The organism is Enterovibrio paralichthyis (assembly GCF_019209835.1).
Lineage (GTDB): Bacteria > Pseudomonadota > Gammaproteobacteria > Enterobacterales > Vibrionaceae > Enterovibrio > Enterovibrio paralichthyis.
The window spans coordinates 318,469-339,127 of sequence record NZ_JAHUTS010000002.1; the positions used below are offsets into that span (position 1 = coordinate 318,469).

Consider the following 20,659-nt stretch of genomic DNA (forward strand, 5'->3'; position numbering starts at 1 on the left):
CCGCAGTGAATAAATAATTTCACTAATGATGATTAAAAATCCTCGTTGCATAAATTAAGGAAAGACTTAAACTCGCGCGAAAAATACAACTTAGATCACACTTACAGTTAGCCAAACCCAAAAATGCAGACATCTTTGGTCTCCAAAATCACGCTCAGACTCAACAAAGTGCAGCCGCTTACCTTTATAAAAGTATTTATCTTCACCCTCGGTGGAGTGGCTTCGTGCTACCAAATTTATAACATGGCGCTGATTGACGCCCTGGAAAGCGAAATAGAAGACAACTATCTCCAAATCTACGGTTCCATTCGCCGGTTTGGTTCGTTTTACAATAACTCGTCTTCTCAACCGCTTCAGCAAGGCGTTTATGACCATGAGGGCATCAGTGTTCTCGTGCGTCAAAACAACGTTGAAGTGAAAGAGCTTTCAGAAGGCATCCTGAACCTGTCGGAACACCTTGATCAGTACGCCTTAGGCAATATCTGGACAGTTGCGGTGTTGGAAAACCCAAGCCACTACGCCTACTTCCACCCTCTGCGCCAAGAATATCAAGAGTCTTTCGAAGACTATTCGATTGACAGTGTCAGCACGCGCATTATCGGCCGAGAAGGTTTGGCAGAAACATATCGCTCTTTCTACGGGTGTAACCTTCGGATTTCCGAACCCTATGTAGAAGATGCGAGTGGCGAGCTTATCCGCTCAATCTTCTACCCAATCCACAACGATAAAAAACTCGATGCGGTGCTGATTGTCGACTTAAAAGAAAGTCATCTCAGCGATATCGTTGCCAGGTTTAACGCGACTCACATGACCGTGATGAAAGTGAATGAACGTTACAGCAGCTTTTCAAAAGCCGCGCCGCTGCGTTGTTCCAACGATGAAGACTACCGTATTGGCATCGTTTTTATGGATGTGCTGAAAAGTGCGCTTTTGCCATCATTGTTGTTAAGCGTGATTGCTATGTTCATTCTCAATCTGGCATCAAGACGCGGACGTTCAATTCATACCGATGAAATGACGGGTCTGGGTCGTCGTGACTTTTTTGAACCGAAATTTAAGCGCATGCAGGAATTTTCACTGCTGCTTATCGATATTGATCATTTCAAACAGATCAATGACACCTATGGCCATACCAAAGGTGACGAAGTGCTGAAAGAGTGTGCACGTATTATTCGTTCACAAATCCGTCAGGAAGATGTCGCTGTGCGTTGGGGTGGCGAAGAGTTTGTCATTCAATTCAAGGGAATGTATCAGCATTCGCTATACGACAAAGCCGAACAAATCCGGACAGCGGTTGCTAATGCGCCTGTGTCGGGTTTGCCTGTCACCGTTTCAATTGGTGGTATTTCGTTGAAAGAAACTGATTTTGCGACTGCTTACAAAGCTGCAGATACGGCGCTGTACCAGTCGAAAAATCGCGGTCGGAATAAGGTAACTATTTCGTGAATTATTTCCTAAGCATTCCCCAGCACTCCAAATACGACAACATACTTTACGCTGTGCTGTCATTTTTGCTCGTGTTGCTGAGTACTGAATTATCCTGGTTCTCGAAAGCAGATGTCTCCACGCTGAAGTACCTGTCTCTCACTGCAGGTACCATGGTTGCGGTGGCACACTTGTACGGTAAAAGTGGCGTGATCGGCACTTTCTTTGCGCTGATGTTCTACTACGCCTTTGTACGCTCTGAGCCTACCGGCGCAGGTTACCTCTACACACTGGCTGTCACGATCAGCCTTTTCATCGTGATTTCGGTCTTTGAAAAGGTAAAAAAGAACCCGCTGCTGACACGGCTGGCATTCTGCGTATACATTTTCTTGGTTCCTGGCTTGGCTGCGCTGTTTCTGGCTTTGTTTACCCCAAGCTACTTTCCTACAGAAGCGGCACTAAACCTATACCTTTCTGACTCTATTGGCATCTTGATCACTGCACCTTTGATTGTGATGGTCATCAAAATGATGAACCGCACACCGAGTCTGAAGGCCTATTTTGAGAGCATTAAAAATCAAACCAAGGCGCAGTGGATCCTGAAAAGCCTGCTAGTCAGTGCTATTTTTTTGGTCCTGTTTGCAGATGCAACTATACCGGGTAACAACTACTACACCTTTATGTTACTTGCACCATTGATGCTGCTAGCTGTTTTCAACTTTTCCGAGTTGACGCAGGTAATATTGATGATGCTCGGATATTTCCTGCTGTTTGAGTCTACTGATATCCATGATTTACAGTTGCTGAACACCAAGATGGCATTGTTTGCCATGTTCTCACTCTGCATTTACATGATGCTGGATTACAAGTGGTCACTTAAGCAGCAAATACAAAAGAATATTAATAACTTATATCTCGACTCCCAGAGTGATTTCGGTACGTTCCAGAAACTGGATGCCACCACCCTTAACATGACGGACTTTGTGGTTGCTGCTATCGACCTGCGCCCGATTTTCAAGTACCCACTGGAAAAGCGCGACCGCATCCTGCGTCAGATAGCATTGTTTTTTAAACACCACACAGCGCTTCATGACAAAAGCTACATGCTTTATGACATTTCGTCCTTGGTGGTTCTGATTGAAAACACGGAAGTGGCAATTATCGGTCTGGGCACCTTGCCAGAGAAACTTGGCGCCTATCTCAAAGAGCGCAACATCAACTTCGCGCCTGACCGTATCTACTACTGCCGCTGCCAGAAAGGTATTCGCATCAAGCAGACGGTTAACCGCCTGTATGCAAACATCCGGTTGGCCGAGCGCCATTCGGATGTCGTCACGGTGAACTGTGATGACAACGTACTGGATGACTACATCGCTTTCCTGGAAAACGTGAACAGTGGGAACACCGAACTGCTTCGCCAAAACTACCTGAACATTGCTTCGCCAGAAAAGGTGAGCTTTGAACTGTTGAGCCGTTTTTCTATAGAAGGTAAACCTTTAAACACGGCGTTGGTTTTTCAGTGCGCGCAAAAATTGGGTTACCTTGAGCACCTTGAAGATCACGTCATGCAAAAGCAGCTGAAGTACATGGCTGCGCTTGACCCGATGACCTATGACAAAGGCTCAATCAACCTGACGCCGGAATTTTTAAGCAGCATTCGCGCCGTCAAAGCCTTGATTGAACAAACGGTTGAACTGGGTTTAGCCCCCGAGAAACTGACACTGGAGATCGTGGAATCGGGCAACATTGAAAACACACAAACCCTGTTGGAAGCGCTGAACCTGCTTAAGCTTCACGGTTTCAAACTGGCACTCGATGATTTCGGCGCAGGACACGCGACCTACAACCAATTGCTGACCATGCCAGTAGACTCGGTAAAAATTGATGGTTCACTGGTACGTCATTGCCCGGAAGATCCGATCAAGCAGAAGATCATTGAAAACCTGAAATCGGTGGCGGATACGCTCTCACTGGAAGTGGTCGCGGAATGCGTTGAAACCCAGGAAGAGGCGGATTACCTCAAATCCATGGGCATTGACTACATTCAGGGCTATTTCTTCCATAAACCGGCAGCGGCGCTCTAATAACGAAAAGGCGGGTATCAAAACCCGCCTTATTCATGTCCGCTCACACCCCCACCACAATTCGCCTGAGCAACGACATCCCTTTCTCGCGCCACACCAAATGTCTCGCATCCCATACAGAAAATAAAAATAGCCAGACATATCATGCCCCTTTGCACCATACAAAGGAGGTCACATGCAAAAAAAATTCGCACTCGCAGCCGGAGCAATGCTTCTGATTTCATCCGTTCAGGCATCTGAATGGGGTTATGAAGGGCAATCAGGCCCAGAACATTGGGGGGATATTGCTCCCGAGTGCAGTTTGGGGAAAAACCAAAGCCCTATCGACATTACCCGCAGTGTTGAAGCTGACCTTTCACCGCTGACCGTCAATTACACGGGTAACCTTGTTTCACTCACCAACAACGGACACACCCTCGAAGCGCACGTAGAGGGTGACAACAGCTTCACCATCAACGGCAACACGTTTACGCTGAAACAGTTCCACTTCCACACGCCCTCAGAAAACCTGATCCATGGAAAACAATTCCCATTGGAAGCGCACTTTGTTCACGCTGACAGCAAGAACAATCTGGCAGTTATCGCTCTGATGTTTGATGTGGGGGAAGCCAATCCACAGATTGCCAGTCTGATCTCAACGCTGCCAGCCAAAGGTGACACGATTACTTTCGATCAGTCATTCCCAGTCAGCGCCTGGTTGCCGAGAATTGGCGAAGATTACTACCGCTTCAGTGGCTCGTTGACAACACCTCCCTGCAGCGAAGGCGTAAGGTGGTTTGTGCTGCAGAACAACAAAGACCTCTCCCAAGCGCAGGTCGATGTATTGCACAAAGCGATGGGCGACAATAACCGCCCGATCCAACCCTTAAATGCCCGCCTGGTATTGGATGCAGATTAACGATTAACTTTAAGCCAGACGCCCATTCGGGAGCTGGCTTTGCTCCCCGACCAATCCGGTCTGTAACTGTGGCGAACACCAGCGAACCGACCTTTCACTTCGACGATAAACGTCATAACAGCTACCAGTTCTCTTATACCCCACCCTCTTTCCTTGCCCCAAAGCAAGACGAGAAAAAGGTTTACGACGCGACGAGGTACCCTGAATCTTCCAACGCGATCATGTGCCATCAAGAGGTGTTGGATTATTTTAGTAAGAAGAGAACGACAATCATCGCCTGGCGCAAGAATCGCAACTTTCCAGAGCCGATCAGCAAGTCGCCCTTGCGTTGGTTAAGGAAAGCAGTAATGGAGTGGGTTCAGCATGAAGGTGGGTTTAAGGGGAATTGAACTCCCACCCATTCCAAATCATATAGTTGGGCGCTGGGTGGAGAAACTTAACATCTGTATAAGTCCAGCTATTACGAAATGATGTAGCTCAATGCCATGCGGTTAAAATGCATGGGCAGTACCAACGCTTTCCAAAATAGCAGCTTATGTAACATTGTTTTTTTCAGCTGGATGCACATGATTTTTATTAATGTTATTTTTATAGTAATCTGAAAGTTTGTAGGTCACTGTATATGCTTTATATATGCATGACGCCCAAGCTTCCATATCTGTATTAGTTAATTTATCTAAGTTATTGAGACTTGAGGAAGTGATGCCAAATGAACAGTTCCTAACTTCATTAAGCAATTTTACTAAACCAGTATCAACATATGGTAAGTACCTCATAACCTCATCAATGCTTTTCAAAGCAAAACTCCAATTGTTAAAACACTGGAATCCAAAATCCCTATGCACAGATTGCATCCCACTACCTTGAAACAATTTCAGTATAAGTTTTGGATTAAAAGACTTACATGCATCTCTGAATTCATCCTCACTAAATTTTGCAATATCAAATGATTTTTGACTTTCATAATGAACATCACGAACAATTGCGTAAACTCTATAAATTACAGATGCAACATGCCTGTCCAACTCAGGAGCTAGATCTTTTCTCTTCTGTCGTTCTGGAAGATAGACAACTATAATATAGAAAATACAACTAACTAAAATCCCCATTGACAAATTGAACACAATGCTATTACCTGACAATGAATTAACCAGCAATGGCTCGATGAAAGTGCCACTTAGGCAATTTAAAATGGGATCAGTGGATGCCACCAAGATTAGTAGGAATGAAAAACATATCGACAAACCGAATAAAAATTTTGGCAAACTTCTCATAACAAATCACAGGGAGCAATAAAAGAATAATCAGGTTTGTAATATACATTAAATTCTATGAGAAAGTTAGAATGCATAGCTATTTTTTTCCTACCCTAACTTAGTTTTGAACAGTCTGAAATCTTCTGATTCTAACCTGTACGGAAAACGCTCTAGAATACCGATCGCAACCTTCCTGAATCTACGATCGCAATAATGTATCGATTTTTTAGAAAGAAGAGAACGACCATCATCGCCTGGCGCAAGAATCACAACTTTCCATAGCCTATCATCAATTCTCCATTCCGTTGGTTTAGATAAGCGGTATTGGGTAACTGTAAAGCGTGGGTAAGAGGCATTGATCCTTGACCTATTACAGATAACACAGGCTGGCGTAAGTTGGGACACAACCATGCGAGCTACAAAAACTACCGTTTAACCCATGAACTAAGTTTGGTAAAGTTCAACAAGGCAATCTGTTTGCATGGAAGCACTAACTAATGGATTATAAAACAACTCAAAACTGTACGAATCAAATTGAATATACGTTATTCCCCCTAAAAAGAGACTATTTAAGATAGTTAGAAACTATTTCTTCCAGTCTTGACGTTGTCAATCCATTCGCATACTCCAATACAGATTCAAAAAATGACTTTGCATATATAACACTCTCAGACTCGTGTGAAACATCTATTAAACAGGAGGTTAGCAAGTTATCATATCTTTCCATAGCAGAAGGATGTGTTCCAGATGTCTTAGGGATATCTACTAATCCAGAAAGCTTTACTCTTAATAAGTCATTTGCACGCTCTATAAAGTCCAAATAAATAAAAAGCAATCTTGTAGACTCCACTTGACTACAATATCCAACTATTTCATTTATTGCTTCATTCAAGTATTTCTGCGGTTCATTATCTTCTTTAAGCCTATTAGGATTCAAAAGATATCTCAATCCATTCACCATGCGAGAACGCAATATCTCGCTGGCGAAAATATCAGCCTGAAACTCATAAAGATGCCTTATAAGAACCTCATTTTCCTTACCTTTAACATCCTTAAATTTCAATTGATGCTTGTGAATAATATGTCCTAGTTCATGACTCATTATAAAGTCAATTTGCTCTGCAGTATAAGCCTGTACATCCTTAACAATCTCTTCGTCAAAAAGTAATGGGAACGATGTTAATTTAATTGCCTTTAAACCTTTTGAAAAATGCAATACAACTGGAAGAATTTCTGACCAAGCTCTCTCTAATCTTCTTTCTCCCGCATATTCTTGCGTACTATAGTAGTGAAAAAAATATCTATTAACCAGCTTCAAAATAGGCTCCAATGCGTAATTAAAACCTATTACAGCACCATCATCCAGTATAATTGAAGTAGCATTAAAAGAAGTTTTTTTAATAGGGAAACATGCAACTTTCTCCAAATCATACTTATCAATGGTTTCCTTTGGAATCCTGGATAATATCCGCAAAAAACTCATTCTAATCCAATATGGCAAACATGCATCCTGATAAATTAGCTCACCTGAAAGTTCAGTTGAGTGACGTGAAATTGCACCAATAAGACTAAACTCATACGCCATAGCCTTATTGATATCATCATTACTTTGAGGTGATTGCCAGCAAGTGCCAAACAATGACCGAAGAGAAAAAAAAGCCAAGTCATCAGGATCTAACGGAGACTTTCTCAGTTGCTCTAAGATGTACTCCTTTTGACTTTTAGTTAATAGAGGCAACTCAGAATAATCGACAACCATGAGTTGCTCTAAATCTAAGTAAAATGTTGGCTTTACATCGTACTTAAGAACCGCCGAAGCCTCATACAGAATTTTTGCGAGTTGCTCTTGAGGTACTAGAGGCTTACAAAGATCATTATCTGTCGATAGAAAGTTTGAAAAAATATTGGTTCTCATATTTACCACAAAAAATATATAGTCGGATCAAATTTTAATCACATGCATACAAGAATACGACTCAATTATTTACCGTAAGCAGTGAAAGGAAAATAATATCAAATAGATTTATAAACAATATCACAATGTCATACCAAATCGTGAATATTAATATGGGATATTCCAACACATCACACTATTTACCATTCAAAAAGCATGGGCTGAGAGTAGCAGCCACTATCTACTGCTAACTCGCCTTATCAACGTCATGCTTCAACTCTTTCCTAACCTGCGCCAACAACGCATCAGAATAGTGCTCATACGCTTCCTTCTGCTCTTTCAGCCAGTCGTGTTTGTTGTATACAGCCATAATTCCACCCAGCTCATGCCCCAGCATTTTCTCCGTGACATGTGGCATGGTGCCAAGTTCTGAACAAACGGTTGAGATGCTGCGTCTGAAATCATGCGTTCGCCAGTGGTAAAGCGGTAAAGCATCTCGCAAACGGCGGATGTATCGGTTCGCAGCTGAAATGGTGATGGGTTTATTGAGTGAGGCACCTGGAAAAAGGTAGTCATCATAGATGTGAATCAGACGTTCGAGCATTGGCTTGATATCTTTCGGGATTGGCCTGCGAATGGTGTTCCCCATCTTGCTAAGTTCTGGCGGCACCGTCCAAACATCATTAACCAGGTCAAAGTGCTCACGTCGCGCTAAGCGAAGCTCAGACAGTCGGTTTCCCCAAAGCATCGTCATTAGGTGAAGGTGCTTTGTTGATGTTCCAGCTTTGCTTCTTTCTATCGCGATCCAAATTTTGGCGAGTTCCGGTAGTGACAGCACTCTGTCGCCAGCCGCTGGCGCAGCACCAACACCTTGTTGGTGGATTTTTTCCAAGTGGTATCCGTCTATAAGGAACTTGGATTTGCGGAAATTATGGCAGGTACGGAGTTTCGAGAATGCTGAGTTTGCCGTTTTGGCATATTTCTTTGCGATTTCATCCAACCACTTCATCCATTCTCTGCAGGTATACGTTCTACAGCGACATCCAGAAAGACTTGGTATGCCCGCCTGGTATTGGATGCAGATTAACGATTAACTTTAAGCCAGACGCCCATTCGGGAGCTGGCTTTTTCCTATCTCTAATCCGGCCTGTAGCGGTCGCAAAGCCACAACCCGCAAGATTTTCCGGCGATTTTGCGGTAACATCCCGAGGTCTTTCAGATCCTTGGATAGCAATGTGACAAACACCAGCGAACCGACCTTTTACTTTTTTGATTATGAAACTTTCGGTACCAGCCCAGCACTGGATCGCCCCTGTCAGTTTGCCGGTGTAAGAACCGACAAAGACTTCAACGTCATTGGTGAACCACTGGTCATTTACTGCCAGCCACCGAACGACTACCTGCCACAGCCGGAAGCTTGTCTAATCACGGGAATTACACCGCAAACGGCAATGTCCCGCGGCCTGCCAGAACCCGAGTTTATCGCCAAAATTCACGAGCAGTTGTCCGTGCCGGGCACCTGTGCTGTCGGTTACAACAACATCCGTTTCGATGATGAAGTCACCCGCTACACCCTTTACCGCAACTTCTTCGACCCGTACGGGTGGAGCTGGCAAAACGGAAACTCGCGCTGGGATCTACTCGATACCATGCGTGCAGCTTATGCACTGCGCCCAGAAGGTATCGAATGGCCGACAAATGATGACGGCAATATCAGTTTTAAACTGGAGCACCTTTCAGTTAAAAATGGCATTGAACACAGCAATGCCCACGATGCGATGGCTGACGTGCACGCCACGATTGAAATGGCGAAAAAGCTGAAAACCGCCCAGCCTCGCCTGTTCGACTATCTCTATACCCATCGTAACAAGAACAAACTGACCGGCTTGATTGATGTCGTGTCGATGAAACCACTGGTGCATGTTTCCGGTATGTTCGGTACTGAGCGTGGGAATACAAGCTGGATTGTTCCGGTGGCCTGGCACCCTGACAACAAAAATGCTGTCATAGCGATAGATTTAGCGCGTGACCCAGCACCACTGTTTGATTTGGACACTGACGCGCTGCGTGAACGTTTGTATACCCGCCATGCCGATCTGGCACCGGATGAACTGCCTGCGCCGATCAAACTCATCCACATCAATAAATGCCCAGTGCTTGCAGAAGCGAAAACCTTGCGTCCGGAAGATGCCGAGCGACTGGGTATTGACCGCCAGCAGTGCCTGGAGAACCTTAAAACCTTGCAATCCCATCCGGAAATCAGGGAGAAACTGGTCGCCCTTTACGCTGAGAAACCGGCCTATGACAGTTCGGGCAATGTCGATGCGGCGCTGTATGACGGCTTCTTCTCGCCGGCAGACCGTTCAACCATGGATATCATCCGTCAGACAAAGCCAGAGAATCTCGCAGCACTGGATATTCAGGTATCAGACAGCCGCATCAAACCCTTGTTGTTTCGCTACCGTGCACGCAATTTCTCCTGGACACTGACAGAAAGCGAGCAAAAGAAGTGGCACATGCACCGCCGCGATTATTTTGAAGCTGAACTTCCTGCCTACATGGCGAATCTTGAGTCGTTGGCAGAAGCCCATCAAAGCGATACGAAAAAGTTTGCCATCCTGAAATCGGTGTACCACTACGTCGAATCGCTCGTCGGCTAAGACCAGACGGCAAGTCGCCTAAAATTACCGTGTGATATGCGCTATACACGCCTGAGAAATCAGGCGTGTTACATTTGATATTTTGTGATTTATGTCCACACTTTCCTATATGGCATAGGTAGTGTGGAAGATGAGATGGTCACTAAGGTAAATAGTCGTTGTTACCGCTTTTCAAATGTAGATTTTGAGCCAGAGAGCCGTTCGTTGTACTGGAGTGACAGCAGCGTCACCACCCTGACTTACGAAGAATGTCGACTCCTGGAAATGCTTTGCTATCACGCTGGCGAAGTATTGTCCGCACGTGTTTTGTATACCTCAACATCTTTGCCTGACTCCTCGTTCAATCAACACCAGAACAGTATTTGTTCTTTGCTGGCGAAAACGTACCGGCAGGGCGAAAAAGTATTGCCGCTGGATGTCGTCGGCGATCATGGCTATCGCGTTGCACTGCCACAAAAAACCTACCAACGCCGTGAAGAACTGGCACCAAACCCATCAGTTCCTGATGAGCTTGATGTACACGTTGAAGATCAAGAGATTGCGGTGACAGAAAGCAACCACCACCTCCCATTGTTTGTCGGTGTGGTGACGGTTATCGCCGCGATTGCCAGCAGTATCGTTATGTTTATATAACGCGCAACGAACGCGAAGACACGCCAAAACCCCATCCCAAAAACTCAGGTGGCATCGCAATAGTGCGATCCACCTCGATTTGGACAAGATTTCGATCTAGATCACGTACTAGAATAGTCATATTTCGGGTTCTCGGACTATTCACGTGAAGTATATACTCGGATTCGCACTGATCTCGCTGTACTACGCGGTCGGCACTGCGGTCACCAAGCTTTTGGGGCTTCCCATTCCCAGCAGTATCATCAGCATGTTGCTCTTATTTGTCAGCCTGACTACCGGTATCGTTCCGGGACGCTGGGTAAAAGATGCCTGTACCTTGCTGATCATGGTCATGCCATTGTTCTTTATCCCCGCCAGCATGGGTTTGATGGATCATTTCCATCTGCTTATCAGCGACTCGCTGCCTTTGCTGGGTGCCACATTCGTCAGCTCGCTGGTTGTGCTTGTGGTTATGTCGAAGATCCTCGACCGTTTTAAGGGAGATGAATAGATCATGTGGCTGATTGCTACCCTTGTGGTGTATTTCATTGCGCGTCATATCGCCATTAAACTTCGTCATCCTATTTTCAACCCGCTGCTGATAAGCCTTATCGTGCTTATGCCGCTGGTGATATATACGGGTGACACTTACAAACACTACTTTGACCAAAACAAAATCATCAACTTTATGTTGGGCCCCGCGGTCATTGCACTGGCATACCCGCTGTACGAGCAAATGCACGTGATCAAAAAACACTGGAAAGTGATATTGATTGCCTGTGCGACAGCAAGTATTTCTTCGATGTTAGTTGGTGGTTTGTTTGCGCTTTCAACCGGTGGCAGCCTGAAAATTGTGGCGTCTGTACTGCCGAAATCGATTTCTACGCCCTTTGCCTTGAGTGCTTCTGAACACATTGGCGGGATCCCATCGATCACTGCGGCATTGGTCGTGGTCGCCGGGCTTTTTGGTGGATTAGTGGGTTATCCCCTTCTGAACATGCTGAAGGTAAAATCACCGTTGGCGCGCGGTCTGTCTATCGGGGCTGTTTCGCATGCCATTGGTACAGCCAAAGCGGCGGAAACCCACTACCAGGAAGGCGCAATGAGTTCTCTGGCTCTGGTGGTTTGCGGGATCATGACGACGATTCTGGCACCATTTGTGTTCAAACTCGTGGAGTTGCTGGCGCATTACATTTGAGCTTGATCGCCGTCAAATGAAATCGAAAACATGTGACATCACTTTAAAATGTGCAATTGAATTTCTTATTGCACATTTTAGGTGATCATCATCACATTAAGTGGGCAATGCTTAGCGATAAAATGTCTCTCCATACAAAGACATTCGGAGCGACCATGCGAGCGAGCGTTAAAGAAGCCATTGCTGCCCTACCCACGCCCTTGAAAGAGGCGGTGACTGAAATCTGTGAATCACCAGATTTCGATGCGACTATCAGCAAAGAGCAATTTGCCAACCTGCTTGAGATCAGCCAACTTTCCGATGCCGACCTACGTGTCGCCTTGCTGCCTGTTGCAGCCGCTTATTCCGTTGCCCCAATTTCCAAATTCTATGTCGGTGCTATCGCCCGCGGCGAATCAGGCCGCCTGTATTTCGGCGCCAACATGGAGTTCGAAGGTGTTCAGCTGAGTCAGTCAATCCACGCTGAACAATCAGCGATCAGCCACGCATGGCTGAAAGGTGAAACCTCTCTGACCAACATCACCATCAACTACAGCCCATGTGGCCACTGCCGACAGTTTATGAATGAACTGAATGGCGCAGAGAAGCTGGAAATCCAGTTGCCATCACGTGATGCCAAGTCGCTGCACAGCTATCTGCCGGAGCCATTTGGCCCGTCAGACCTCGGTATCGACGAGCCACTGATGTGCCCGGTTCACCATGGCCTGACAGCAGAAGAAGAAAACGATCTGCTCAACGCTGCGGTTGCGGCGACTAACCGCAGCCATGCACCATACTCGCGTAACCTCAGTGGCGTCGCAATCCGCGATACTAAAGGTCGTTTATTTGCCGGCATGTACGCAGAAAACGCGGCATTCAACCCAAGCCTACCACCGCTTCAAGTTGCACTGGTAAATATGAATATGGCTGAAGTGCCATTGGATGAGATCCAGGAAGTGGTTTTGGTGGAAAAAGCAGACGCAACCATCAGCCACCTGCAGGACACCCAAGCGTTGCTGGAAGCGCTAAACCCGGACATTCCGTTGGGGTATTTGGCACTTTAAGCCCCGTTCCCTACGCGATTATGTAAAAACGTCGGTTTTTCTCCGGCGTTTTTTCATTTTTGCCTTTCAAAGACAGAATTTTACGTTAGTATCTTTGCACTTTTTCTCCCGATTTCTGATTCATGAGCCAACAACACAACCCCATTCAGGGTGCAAGCTGGATGCTGACAGCCGGGCTATGCTTCGCCATGGTGAACAGCCTGGCGCAATACGTCAGCTTCAAGATGCAATTGCCTTCAACCACTGTGGCGTTTATTCAGTATTTCATTGCCTTATTGGCGATGATCCCCTGGCTAAGAACCATGGGCATCAGACAGGCGTTGAGAACAGAGCACCTGGGCATGCACTGCCTGCGCGTCTTCTTCTCCGTCATTGGTATCCAGCTCTGGCTCTGGGCACTTGCCTATCCCGTACCTATCTGGCAAGGCATCGCGCTGCTGATGACGTCACCACTGTTTGCGACCATCGGCTCAGGCATTTTCCTGAAAGAACGTGTTGGCCCTGCGCGCTGGTTTGCCACCATTGCAGGCTTTATCGGTGCCATGATCATCCTTGAACCCTGGTCAGATGATTTTAACTGGGCAACCATGCTGCCAGTGGGCGCAGCACTGTTCTGGGCAAGCTATTCACTGATGGTGAAAAAGCTCTCGCATCACGATTCGCCAACCACCATGGTGGTTTATCTGCTACTGCTTATCACGCCGTTCAATATTTTGCTGGCGATTCCAGACTGGTCGATGCCTTCGGGCTCCACCGTTTGGATCATGTTGCTCGGTGCTGGCCTGCTTACCGCGCTGGCACAGTGGGCGATTGCCAAAGCCTATGCCGTCGCAGATGCGTCATTTGTTCAACCTTTCGATCATGCCAAGCTGCCGTTGAACGTTCTATTCGGTTTTCTGGTTTTCGGCTGGGTGCCACCGGGGCGTTTGTGGCTCGGGGCAAGTATCATTGTCGCCGCAGTGTTTTTCATCACCCATTGGGAAACGCGCAGGCCAAGCAAGTAATACCTCTCAAAGCCGCCTTCCATGGCGGCTTTTTCATTTCTGCACCCTACTCCACGATGTCTATTTTCTCTGCTGGGAGAATCACTTTCCCCTGACCAAAAACACCAAAGCAAACGCTTGCGCAAACGTTTGCTTAAGGTAAAATCACCACAATTCAACTGATGCAATGGAAGAAAATCATGATTGGAACTGCTACCCGCCCCGCTGCTACCCGTGTTTTATTGTTAGGTTCCGGCGAGTTAGGTAAAGAAGTGGCGATTGAATGCCAACGATTAGGGCTGGAAGTGATTGCCTGTGACCGTTACGCCGACGCGCCAGCAATGCAAGTTGCACACCGCAGCCATGTTATCGACATGCTTGATGGCGACGCATTGGCTGCGGTCATCGCCGAGGAAAATCCTGATTTCGTTGTTCCTGAAATTGAAGCCATTGCCACAGACAAGCTGGTCGAGCTGGAACAGCAAGGGCTCAATGTGGTGCCTACTGCCCGCGCAACCCAACTGACCATGAACCGTGAAGGCATCCGTCGTCTGGCCGCAGAAACCTTGAATGTACCGACTTCTCCTTATGCGTTTGCTGACACTGTTGAAGCGTTTCACGATGCCATTGATAAGGTAGGCATGCCTTGCGTGGTGAAACCTGTGATGAGTTCTTCCGGCAAAGGCCAAAGCGTAGTGAAAACTGCAGCGGATATTGACGCGGCTTGGAACTATGCGCAGGAAGGTGGCCGTGCGGGACGTGGCAAAGTTATCGTCGAAGGCTTCGTTGAGTTTGATTATGAAATAACGTTGCTGACCATCAGCGCTATCGATGGCATTCATTTTTGTGCGCCAATTGGACACCGTCAGGAAGACGGCGATTATCGCGAATCCTGGCAACCACAGGCAATGAGCGACAAAGCGCTTCAGGCTGCACAGGATGTTGCCCGCAAGGTCGTTAACGCATTGGGCGGCTACGGTTTGTTTGGCGTGGAGTTGTTCGTTAAAGGTGATGAAGTGATGTTCAGTGAGGTTTCCCCTCGCCCGCACGATACAGGTATGGTCACCATGATCTCCCAAGATCTGTCTGAATTTGCGCTGCACGTTCGCGCCTTCCTCGGCCTCCCTGTCGGCGCCATTCGTCAGCATGGCCCTTCGGCATCCGCCGTAGTATTGGCTGAAGGCGTATCCCAAAACATCAGCTTCCAAGGCATTGCCGATGCGCTGCGTAACCCTGACTCGCAATTGCGTCTGTTTGGTAAGCCAGACATCAATGGACGCCGTCGACTGGGTGTCGCGCTTTCACGCGCAGATGATGTAGAGACGGCAGTTGCTAACGCGGTGGCGGCTGCAGGCACAGTAAAAGTTATCATGTAACTAAAACAATATTGCCCAAAACAAAAACGCCTCCGTCATTGGAGGCGTTCTTCTCTCTACATACATATCTATCTGCATATATCTCTACATGCAGATATCAGGATTCAATCAGCCACACTTCTTCGGCGAAATAAGGCAGATCTCTTGCTTTCGGCGTTCGGTCTGCGGATTCATTCCTGTTCAGGTGAGTTACCCTCATCCCATCAAACAAAGCACGGACTTCCGATTCATGAACTGAAAATGGTGGACCATCCAGTTGCTCTTGCGGGTAATCCAATGTGATAAGAAGGATACGGCCACCGGGTGCCAGCAAGCTTCGCAACCTATCGACATAGCGGGTTCTCATGGACTCTGGCATTGCAATGAGCGCAGCGCGATCATACACCAGCGGATACGCCTCAAGTGGCGCTGTAAAATAATCGCCACTGTATATCGACACCTCATCGAACTGATACAGCTTCATCGCTGAACTCATGGTCGATACCGTAGGTGTATAGAGGTTCTCGGCAAAGAATGCGCGGACGGCAATTTCACTTAGCTCTACCCCGACAACACTGTCGTGCTTCGCTGCCAACCAATTGAGATCCAAGGACTTCCCACACATTGGCACAAACACGGTTTCCTCGCGCTTTGGCGACAGTTTATCCCAGTACTTAACCAATGCAGGGTTCACATCGCCAAGGTGAAACCCGATGCGGTTCTCAGCCCAGCGACTATGCCAAAATTCATGTTCCATCTTTTATCTCTTATTAGTGCCTCAGTGCTTTCTTAATGCAATGGGCTTATTCACATTCCACATTGAGCGACATATTAGCAAGACCGTTTTCCATGGCAAGAGCGGGTTTTGGGCACCAAACGCCAAATTTTCGTGATCTGATTCTCGTTGTTTTTCACTTTTCTATTGTCAGAACTAAAAATTACAACTACTGTATACGCATACAGTATTGGATATTCGTACAGGGCATAGATATGAAACAGTCGTTTGCGAGCAACCCATTCAACACAGGATCACAAACAAGCGTTACGGCGCTTCGCGAGTGTTATGCGCGTATTGCAGCGGGAGCGCGCAGCTTCCACCAATACAGCTACCAACGCCCGCATACCCAAAGCAGCGCGAACCTTATTCCTGTGAATATCTATCAAAACAACCAGAGCGAGTTGGCTTACTTGCTACGCCTGTTGAAGTCCCTGACAGAAACCAATAAATGGATCACCCTGATTGCACCGCCATCCAACTTTTCTCTTTCTCTGTTTGTGCAGGCAGGTATTCAGGTTTCCCAAATTCGTATTGCCCGCCCAACGGCAAAACACGATTCAAAAGCTTTGATGCAAAAAGCCATGGCGTCTGATACATCAGCGGCTGTTATCGCTTTCGGTTCAATGAACCAGTTTGCAGACATCGAGATGCCTTTAGGTTCCACAACGACAACCGCTGGTTTTGTCATTTCCGGTGTACCTGAACAATTGCACTAATAAACCCACCATCCCAAGCAAGCTATCCCTGCGGTGTCAACCGATGCCGCACCCTATTTACCCCCCGAGATTCAACGGGATCAGGTAAACAATATTCCCATTTCTGAACAAAGCTCCACCCCTGTTTTTATCTATACTCTGCAACTCATGCAGTTTTTCGATGGATAACTCTACTTTGAGCAATAAACTCGACCTAAAAGCCCTTACGGCGTTAGTTATCGGTTCCATGATTGGGGCGGGTGTGTTTAGTCTTCCGCAAAATATGGCCGCAGTCGCGAGCCCGGCGGCTGTTACCTTGGGTTGGATCATTACCGGATTCGGTATGATTTGTCTGGCACTCACTTTCCAGGAGCTTATGCTGAGCAAGCCTGAAGTGGACGGTGGCGTTTTTGGTTACGCAAAAGCAGGCTTTGGCGACCTGTGCGGATTCTTCTCTTCCTGGGGATATTGGTTAAGTTCGTCAGTGGCGAACGTCTCTTACCTCGTGATCGTATTCAGTACTTTGGGATTGTTTTTCGACACCCCTTCACTCACCCTGTTTGGCGATGGAAACACCCTGCTGTCGGTAGTGCTCTCTTCGATCTTGATTTGGTTGGTACATACCCTTGTGCTTCGCGGCGTGCAGACCGCGACCTTCGTTAACTATGTCACGACGATTGCCAAGCTGATCCCGATCATCATCTTTATCATCGCCACCTTGTTTGCGTTTAAGTGGCACACTTTCACTTTCGATTTCACCGGCCTGAAAATTGAGGGGGCCCCAAGCCTGTTTGAACAGGTAAGACAGACAATGTTGATCACTGTCTGGGTATTTATTGGGGTTGAAGGTGCCGTGGTCTGCTCCGGCCGCGCCAAGAGTAAGCGAGATGTTGGACGTGCAACCATCCTTGGTCTGCTGGTCTGTCTGTTCCTTTATGTGGCGGTGACATTGCTCTCAATGGGTGTCATTTCAACCCCTGAATTGGCAAAACTGCCTAACCCATCAGCGGCGAAGATCCTTGAGACCCTCTTCGGTAAAGCCGGGGCGTTTATCATTGGTGCAGGCCTGATTATTTCGGTCAGCGGCGCTTATTTGAGTTGGACATTGCTGGCGACAGAAACCCCGTTTACGGCAGCGCGCCTCGGTTTGTTTCCCAAGTGTTTCAGCGAAACAAATAAAAACGGTACGCCCGTATTTTCCCTGTGGCTGACCAGCTGTGCCATCCAGCTTTGCCTGATCATGATGTTTTTGATTGGTGGTGGTTATGACGACCTGCTTACCATCGCATCCGAGATGATTTTGGTACCTTACCTGTTGGTTGCCGCCTACCTGCTCAAGCTATCCCGGACTGAGCTGGTATCTGCCCGTGTGCGTTTTATTGCCTCACTGGCGACCATTTACGGGATCTGGCTGCTTTATGCATCAGGTCTGCATCACCTGCTTTTGGCAGCACTGCTCTATCTGCCTGGTATCGCTTTTTACATGCATACCAAGCGGGAAGCAGGAAAGCCCGGCTTCCATGGGCCAAACAAATTTCTCCTGGTTGGGGTTATTCTGGCTGCGATATATGGGGTATATCTGCTCGCAGAAGGGACAACACTTTAAGCCGTTCCCACCAAAAAATGTTAAATCGACGCCACCTTTACGGTGGCGTTATAGTGTGACCTGCAGGTATTCCCTGTCTATCGAATGCTGTTCAATGGTCGCTGCCGTTTTTTGCCTGATCAACGCAAGTTCGGCTTCGTCCAAGGCATAGGGAAGAAATACGGTTAGGGTTTGGATCTCCTGCTTTTTCGCCTCGTTGATCAGTGTCACTAAATTCGACACATCACTGTTCAGGGAAGAGAGGGACTGGGACACGAGCGAAGTGAAGATTTCACTGGGAAAACGTCCTTGGCGTTCCACATCGCTTGGGCGTTTAAGGCGTATAAACGGCGCCAACATTGCCTCGAAGAAGCTCAAATGTTGGTGACTTGCCTCACACAGAAAGTGGGTATAGTCAAAACTGACTATATGATGATTCTGACTCTTCGAATTGTCTAAATATCCCGTCATAGCAAATCCTGTTGCTTAGTTTCATCTGGAGATATTCCAAACGGCCTTCGTCAAAGCGTCGCAAAAGAGCGAAAAAGCACGTTCGGTTGAGCTCAACTTATCACTCAATATATGTGGTTTTCGCGAAGAATCTCCCAAAACTTTGAGAAGTTTGGGGTTGATCGGTGAAATAGGTTTCATGCCCAGAAAAGGCATCATTCGACGCTACAGCCATTTAACAGGCGTTTAAATTCACACCAATTCCAGCTACAAAAAAACCAGCCCGGAGGCTGGCTTGACCATGTTAAGTCAAAGAGACTCTTACAGTGCTTTGTAAAGCACTTTGCTGCCCTGCTGGATGCGCTCTACCACGCCTTCCTCTGCCAGCTTCTTAAGCGCTGCAGTTGCCCAAGATGCGGCTTTTGACTCTTCCTGGCCTGCTGCCAAACCGATACCTTTAGGGTTGATACCCTCAGCATTCTGACGCACGATATCCAGCACTTGTTGCTGTTTAGGTGTCAGTGCTACTTCAGCAACAACTTTTGGCGCTGCTTCCGCTTTTGGCGCTGCTTTAATCTTGGTTTCTACAGCTGGTTTAACTGCTTTAGGCGCTTTCAACTGTACTTCTTTTTTCACTGCTGCTTTTGCAACTTTAATGTGTTTTTGAAGCTTAAGTTGAACTTTGCGTTTGTGAGAGATTTTCATTAAATCGTCCTACTTCGATTCACTGCGTTAAGCATCCCCTGACTTACCGAAACAATTTCAAGAGGCAGGGTGAAAAACAAAGCGCGTTTTATACCAAAAATCCCCCCTCATTTGTAGCTTTAACGAAGCTTCAAACGGAAACTTGAGCCAAACGTCTGAATCTTGGTGCGATTTTGTGCGCATTGTAAGCAACCTGCCAGTGATCAAATTTCACCTCTGCCGGGTATATACTCTAGCGACCTGAAAGATGCTCGCTGAATCCTGCATCTTCAAAGTGTTTGGGTATATTCTCAAATCAGTATCAGGTATACCTGACAGACTGAATCATTTGGCGAGAGAGAGACGGATTGCTGATTCACCCACCACATCAACACATTGGGAAGTATTTCCGGATTGCAGTACTGATCCTAGCGATGATTGTGGTCGCAATGATCCTGCTTAATCCTGAGGTAAAAACCATACCTGCGCTGCTTGGCTTAGTGCTTCTCGGTGGGCTTGGCCTGTACATTGGACATGTTATCGACCAGCAAACAATCACCTTCTCCCTGACCGACATGCACCTTCAACATCACACCCCAAAAGGTGGATGGAGCGTGAAATGGCGCAATATCTCCCAGATTGGCATTCCCTCTGTGTCGACTGAAGGGTGGCACCAACCCCTACCTTGGTTTGCGCTTCGCTTGAAAGACTATGAGCCATTCCTTGAAGGCATTAGCTACCGACTTGCTGGCCATATAGTAATGGAACAACGCGCCCTCCTCTTAACCGCTTACCGCCGTGCGGAATCGCCATCAAAAGAAAGCTTTGAGGACATGCTGTTTGATGACACGCCATACACCAGTGCCAGCGGAAAAGTGTATAAAGGGTTGATCGCCATGTTGGCGAATCGGATGCGCTACAGCAGGGAATTATTGGGCTACGATGTTTTCGTTAATGAGGATTTGCTAGACAGGCCGCTGGAGGATTTTGTGGGCTTGTCGCGTCGCTATCTAGCATCTGCACCCAGTGAGGTAACAGATGCCAGTGCCGGAAATTAAT

General features: G+C 47.0%; 20 protein-coding genes. 14 read left to right on the forward strand and 6 right to left on the reverse strand.

Annotation, left to right across the window (positions count from 1 at the left end; all coding sequences use genetic code 11):
• The first annotated feature begins 123 nt into the window (after nt 1–123).
• The 4 genes from KU854_RS03790 (at nt 124) to KU854_RS03805 (ending at nt 4,796) form a co-directional block, all read left to right on the forward strand.
• Nucleotides 124–1,446 carry a GGDEF domain-containing protein gene (locus tag KU854_RS03790; protein WP_255555385.1) on the forward strand — a complete coding sequence of 441 codons (1,323 nt, stop codon included), beginning with the start codon at nt 124–126 and terminating at the stop codon, nt 1,444–1,446.
• On the forward strand, nt 1,443–3,509 hold the full coding sequence (locus KU854_RS25020; protein WP_218357138.1) for an EAL domain-containing protein: 2,067 nt from the start codon (nt 1,443–1,445) through the stop codon (nt 3,507–3,509). The genes KU854_RS03790 and KU854_RS25020 overlap by 4 nt, the downstream gene beginning before the upstream one ends.
• A 175-nt stretch (nt 3,510–3,684) precedes the next feature.
• Nucleotides 3,685–4,407 carry a carbonic anhydrase gene (locus tag KU854_RS03800; protein WP_218357139.1) on the forward strand — a complete coding sequence of 241 codons (723 nt, stop codon included), beginning with the start codon at nt 3,685–3,687 and terminating at the stop codon, nt 4,405–4,407.
• A gap of 68 nt (nt 4,408–4,475) precedes the next feature.
• Nucleotides 4,476–4,796, forward strand: coding sequence for a helix-turn-helix transcriptional regulator (locus KU854_RS03805; protein WP_218357140.1), 321 nt, complete (start codon nt 4,476–4,478; stop codon nt 4,794–4,796).
• Nucleotides 4,797–4,940: 144 nt separating this feature from the next.
• Here KU854_RS03805 and KU854_RS03810 read toward each other — a convergent pair whose 3' ends face one another.
• The 3 genes from KU854_RS03810 to KU854_RS03820 all read right to left on the reverse strand — a co-directional run bounded on the left by KU854_RS03810 (nt 4,941) and on the right by KU854_RS03820 (nt 8,566).
• Nucleotides 4,941–5,681, reverse strand: coding sequence for a hypothetical protein (locus tag KU854_RS03810; protein WP_218357141.1), 741 nt, complete (start codon nt 5,679–5,681; stop codon nt 4,941–4,943).
• 547 nt (nt 5,682–6,228) lie between these two features.
• On the reverse strand, nt 6,229–7,578 hold the full coding sequence (locus KU854_RS03815) for a M48 family metalloprotease (protein WP_218357142.1): 1,350 nt from the start codon (nt 7,576–7,578) through the stop codon (nt 6,229–6,231).
• A 226-nt stretch (nt 7,579–7,804) separates the two neighbouring features.
• Nucleotides 7,805–8,566, reverse strand: a complete 762-nt coding sequence (locus KU854_RS03820) for a tyrosine-type recombinase/integrase (protein ID WP_255555386.1) — start codon at nt 8,564–8,566, stop codon at nt 7,805–7,807.
• Between the two features lie 226 nt (nt 8,567–8,792).
• On the opposite strand from KU854_RS03820, the gene sbcB reads away from it, so the two are divergent.
• From sbcB to purT, 7 genes are all read left to right on the forward strand, one after another.
• Entirely contained in the window at nt 8,793–10,217 is a 1,425-nt protein-coding gene (gene sbcB / locus KU854_RS03825; protein ID WP_218357143.1) for an exodeoxyribonuclease I, read from the forward strand.
• 123 nt (nt 10,218–10,340) lie between these two features.
• Nucleotides 10,341–10,850 carry a hypothetical protein gene (locus tag KU854_RS03830; protein WP_218357144.1) on the forward strand — a complete coding sequence of 170 codons (510 nt, stop codon included), beginning with the start codon at nt 10,341–10,343 and terminating at the stop codon, nt 10,848–10,850.
• A 145-nt stretch (nt 10,851–10,995) separates the two neighbouring features.
• Nucleotides 10,996–11,340 (forward strand): CidA/LrgA family protein, encoded by a 345-nt coding sequence (locus KU854_RS03835; RefSeq protein ID WP_218357145.1) that lies wholly within the window; start codon nt 10,996–10,998, stop codon nt 11,338–11,340.
• Between the two features lie 3 nt (nt 11,341–11,343).
• A complete protein-coding gene (locus KU854_RS03840; protein ID WP_218357146.1) occupies nt 11,344–12,027 on the forward strand; it encodes an LrgB family protein in 684 nt (227 codons plus the stop codon).
• A 155-nt stretch (nt 12,028–12,182) separates the two neighbouring features.
• Nucleotides 12,183–13,070, forward strand: coding sequence for a cytidine deaminase (gene cdd / locus KU854_RS03845; RefSeq protein WP_218357147.1), 888 nt, complete (start codon nt 12,183–12,185; stop codon nt 13,068–13,070).
• Between the two features lie 122 nt (nt 13,071–13,192).
• A complete protein-coding gene (locus tag KU854_RS03850) occupies nt 13,193–14,074 on the forward strand; it encodes a DMT family transporter (RefSeq protein ID WP_218357148.1) in 882 nt (293 codons plus the stop codon).
• A 179-nt stretch (nt 14,075–14,253) separates the two neighbouring features.
• Nucleotides 14,254–15,429, forward strand: a complete 1,176-nt coding sequence (purT, locus tag KU854_RS03855; protein WP_218357149.1) for a formate-dependent phosphoribosylglycinamide formyltransferase — start codon at nt 14,254–14,256, stop codon at nt 15,427–15,429.
• A 97-nt stretch (nt 15,430–15,526) separates the two neighbouring features.
• On the opposite strand, the gene KU854_RS03860 is transcribed toward purT, so the two are convergent.
• Nucleotides 15,527–16,165, reverse strand: coding sequence for a thiopurine S-methyltransferase (locus KU854_RS03860; RefSeq protein WP_218357150.1), 639 nt, complete (start codon nt 16,163–16,165; stop codon nt 15,527–15,529).
• A gap of 233 nt (nt 16,166–16,398) precedes the next feature.
• Between KU854_RS03860 and KU854_RS03865 the strand changes: the two genes are divergently transcribed.
• Together KU854_RS03865 and KU854_RS03870 are read left to right on the forward strand one after the other, a co-directional pair.
• Nucleotides 16,399–16,902, forward strand: coding sequence for a hypothetical protein (locus KU854_RS03865; protein ID WP_218357151.1), 504 nt, complete (start codon nt 16,399–16,401; stop codon nt 16,900–16,902).
• 175 nt (nt 16,903–17,077) lie between these two features.
• Nucleotides 17,078–18,487, forward strand: coding sequence for a basic amino acid/polyamine antiporter (locus KU854_RS03870; protein ID WP_255555409.1), 1,410 nt, complete (start codon nt 17,078–17,080; stop codon nt 18,485–18,487).
• 48 nt (nt 18,488–18,535) lie between these two features.
• Here KU854_RS03870 and KU854_RS03875 read toward each other — a convergent pair whose 3' ends face one another.
• Nucleotides 18,536–18,937 (reverse strand): hypothetical protein, encoded by a 402-nt coding sequence (locus tag KU854_RS03875; RefSeq protein ID WP_218357153.1) that lies wholly within the window; start codon nt 18,935–18,937, stop codon nt 18,536–18,538.
• A gap of 300 nt (nt 18,938–19,237) precedes the next feature.
• A complete protein-coding gene (locus tag KU854_RS03880; protein WP_218357154.1) occupies nt 19,238–19,621 on the reverse strand; it encodes a MarR family transcriptional regulator in 384 nt (127 codons plus the stop codon).
• A 347-nt stretch (nt 19,622–19,968) separates the two neighbouring features.
• Between KU854_RS03880 and KU854_RS03885 the strand changes: the two genes are divergently transcribed.
• On the forward strand, nt 19,969–20,658 hold the full coding sequence (locus tag KU854_RS03885) for a DUF2982 domain-containing protein (protein ID WP_218357155.1): 690 nt from the start codon (nt 19,969–19,971) through the stop codon (nt 20,656–20,658).
• Nucleotide 20,659: the final 1 nt, after the last annotated feature.

Bases quoted from the DNA above. Each gene is read 5' to 3' on its own strand.
- KU854_RS03815 (WP_218357142.1), bottom strand. From the start codon at position 7,578: ATGAGAACCAATATTTTTTCAAACTTTCTATCGACAGATAATGATCTT.
- KU854_RS03800 (WP_218357139.1), top strand. From the start codon at position 3,685: ATGCAAAAAAAATTCGCACTCGCAGCCGGAGCAATGCTTCTGATTTCA.
- cdd (WP_218357147.1), top strand. From the start codon at position 12,183: ATGCGAGCGAGCGTTAAAGAAGCCATTGCTGCCCTACCCACGCCCTTG.
- KU854_RS03820 (WP_255555386.1), bottom strand. From the start codon at position 8,566: ATGAAGTGGTTGGATGAAATCGCAAAGAAATATGCCAAAACGGCAAAC.
- KU854_RS03860 (WP_218357150.1), bottom strand. From the start codon at position 16,165: ATGGAACATGAATTTTGGCATAGTCGCTGGGCTGAGAACCGCATCGGG.
- KU854_RS03880 (WP_218357154.1), bottom strand. From the start codon at position 19,621: ATGAAAATCTCTCACAAACGCAAAGTTCAACTTAAGCTTCAAAAACAC.
- KU854_RS03875 (WP_218357153.1), bottom strand. From the start codon at position 18,937: ATGACGGGATATTTAGACAATTCGAAGAGTCAGAATCATCATATAGTC.
- KU854_RS03790 (WP_255555385.1), top strand. From the start codon at position 124: ATGCAGACATCTTTGGTCTCCAAAATCACGCTCAGACTCAACAAAGTG.
- KU854_RS03865 (WP_218357151.1), top strand. From the start codon at position 16,399: ATGAAACAGTCGTTTGCGAGCAACCCATTCAACACAGGATCACAAACA.
- KU854_RS03840 (WP_218357146.1), top strand. From the start codon at position 11,344: ATGTGGCTGATTGCTACCCTTGTGGTGTATTTCATTGCGCGTCATATC.
- KU854_RS03810 (WP_218357141.1), bottom strand. From the start codon at position 5,681: ATGAGAAGTTTGCCAAAATTTTTATTCGGTTTGTCGATATGTTTTTCA.
- purT (WP_218357149.1), top strand. From the start codon at position 14,254: ATGATTGGAACTGCTACCCGCCCCGCTGCTACCCGTGTTTTATTGTTA.
- KU854_RS03850 (WP_218357148.1), top strand. From the start codon at position 13,193: ATGAGCCAACAACACAACCCCATTCAGGGTGCAAGCTGGATGCTGACA.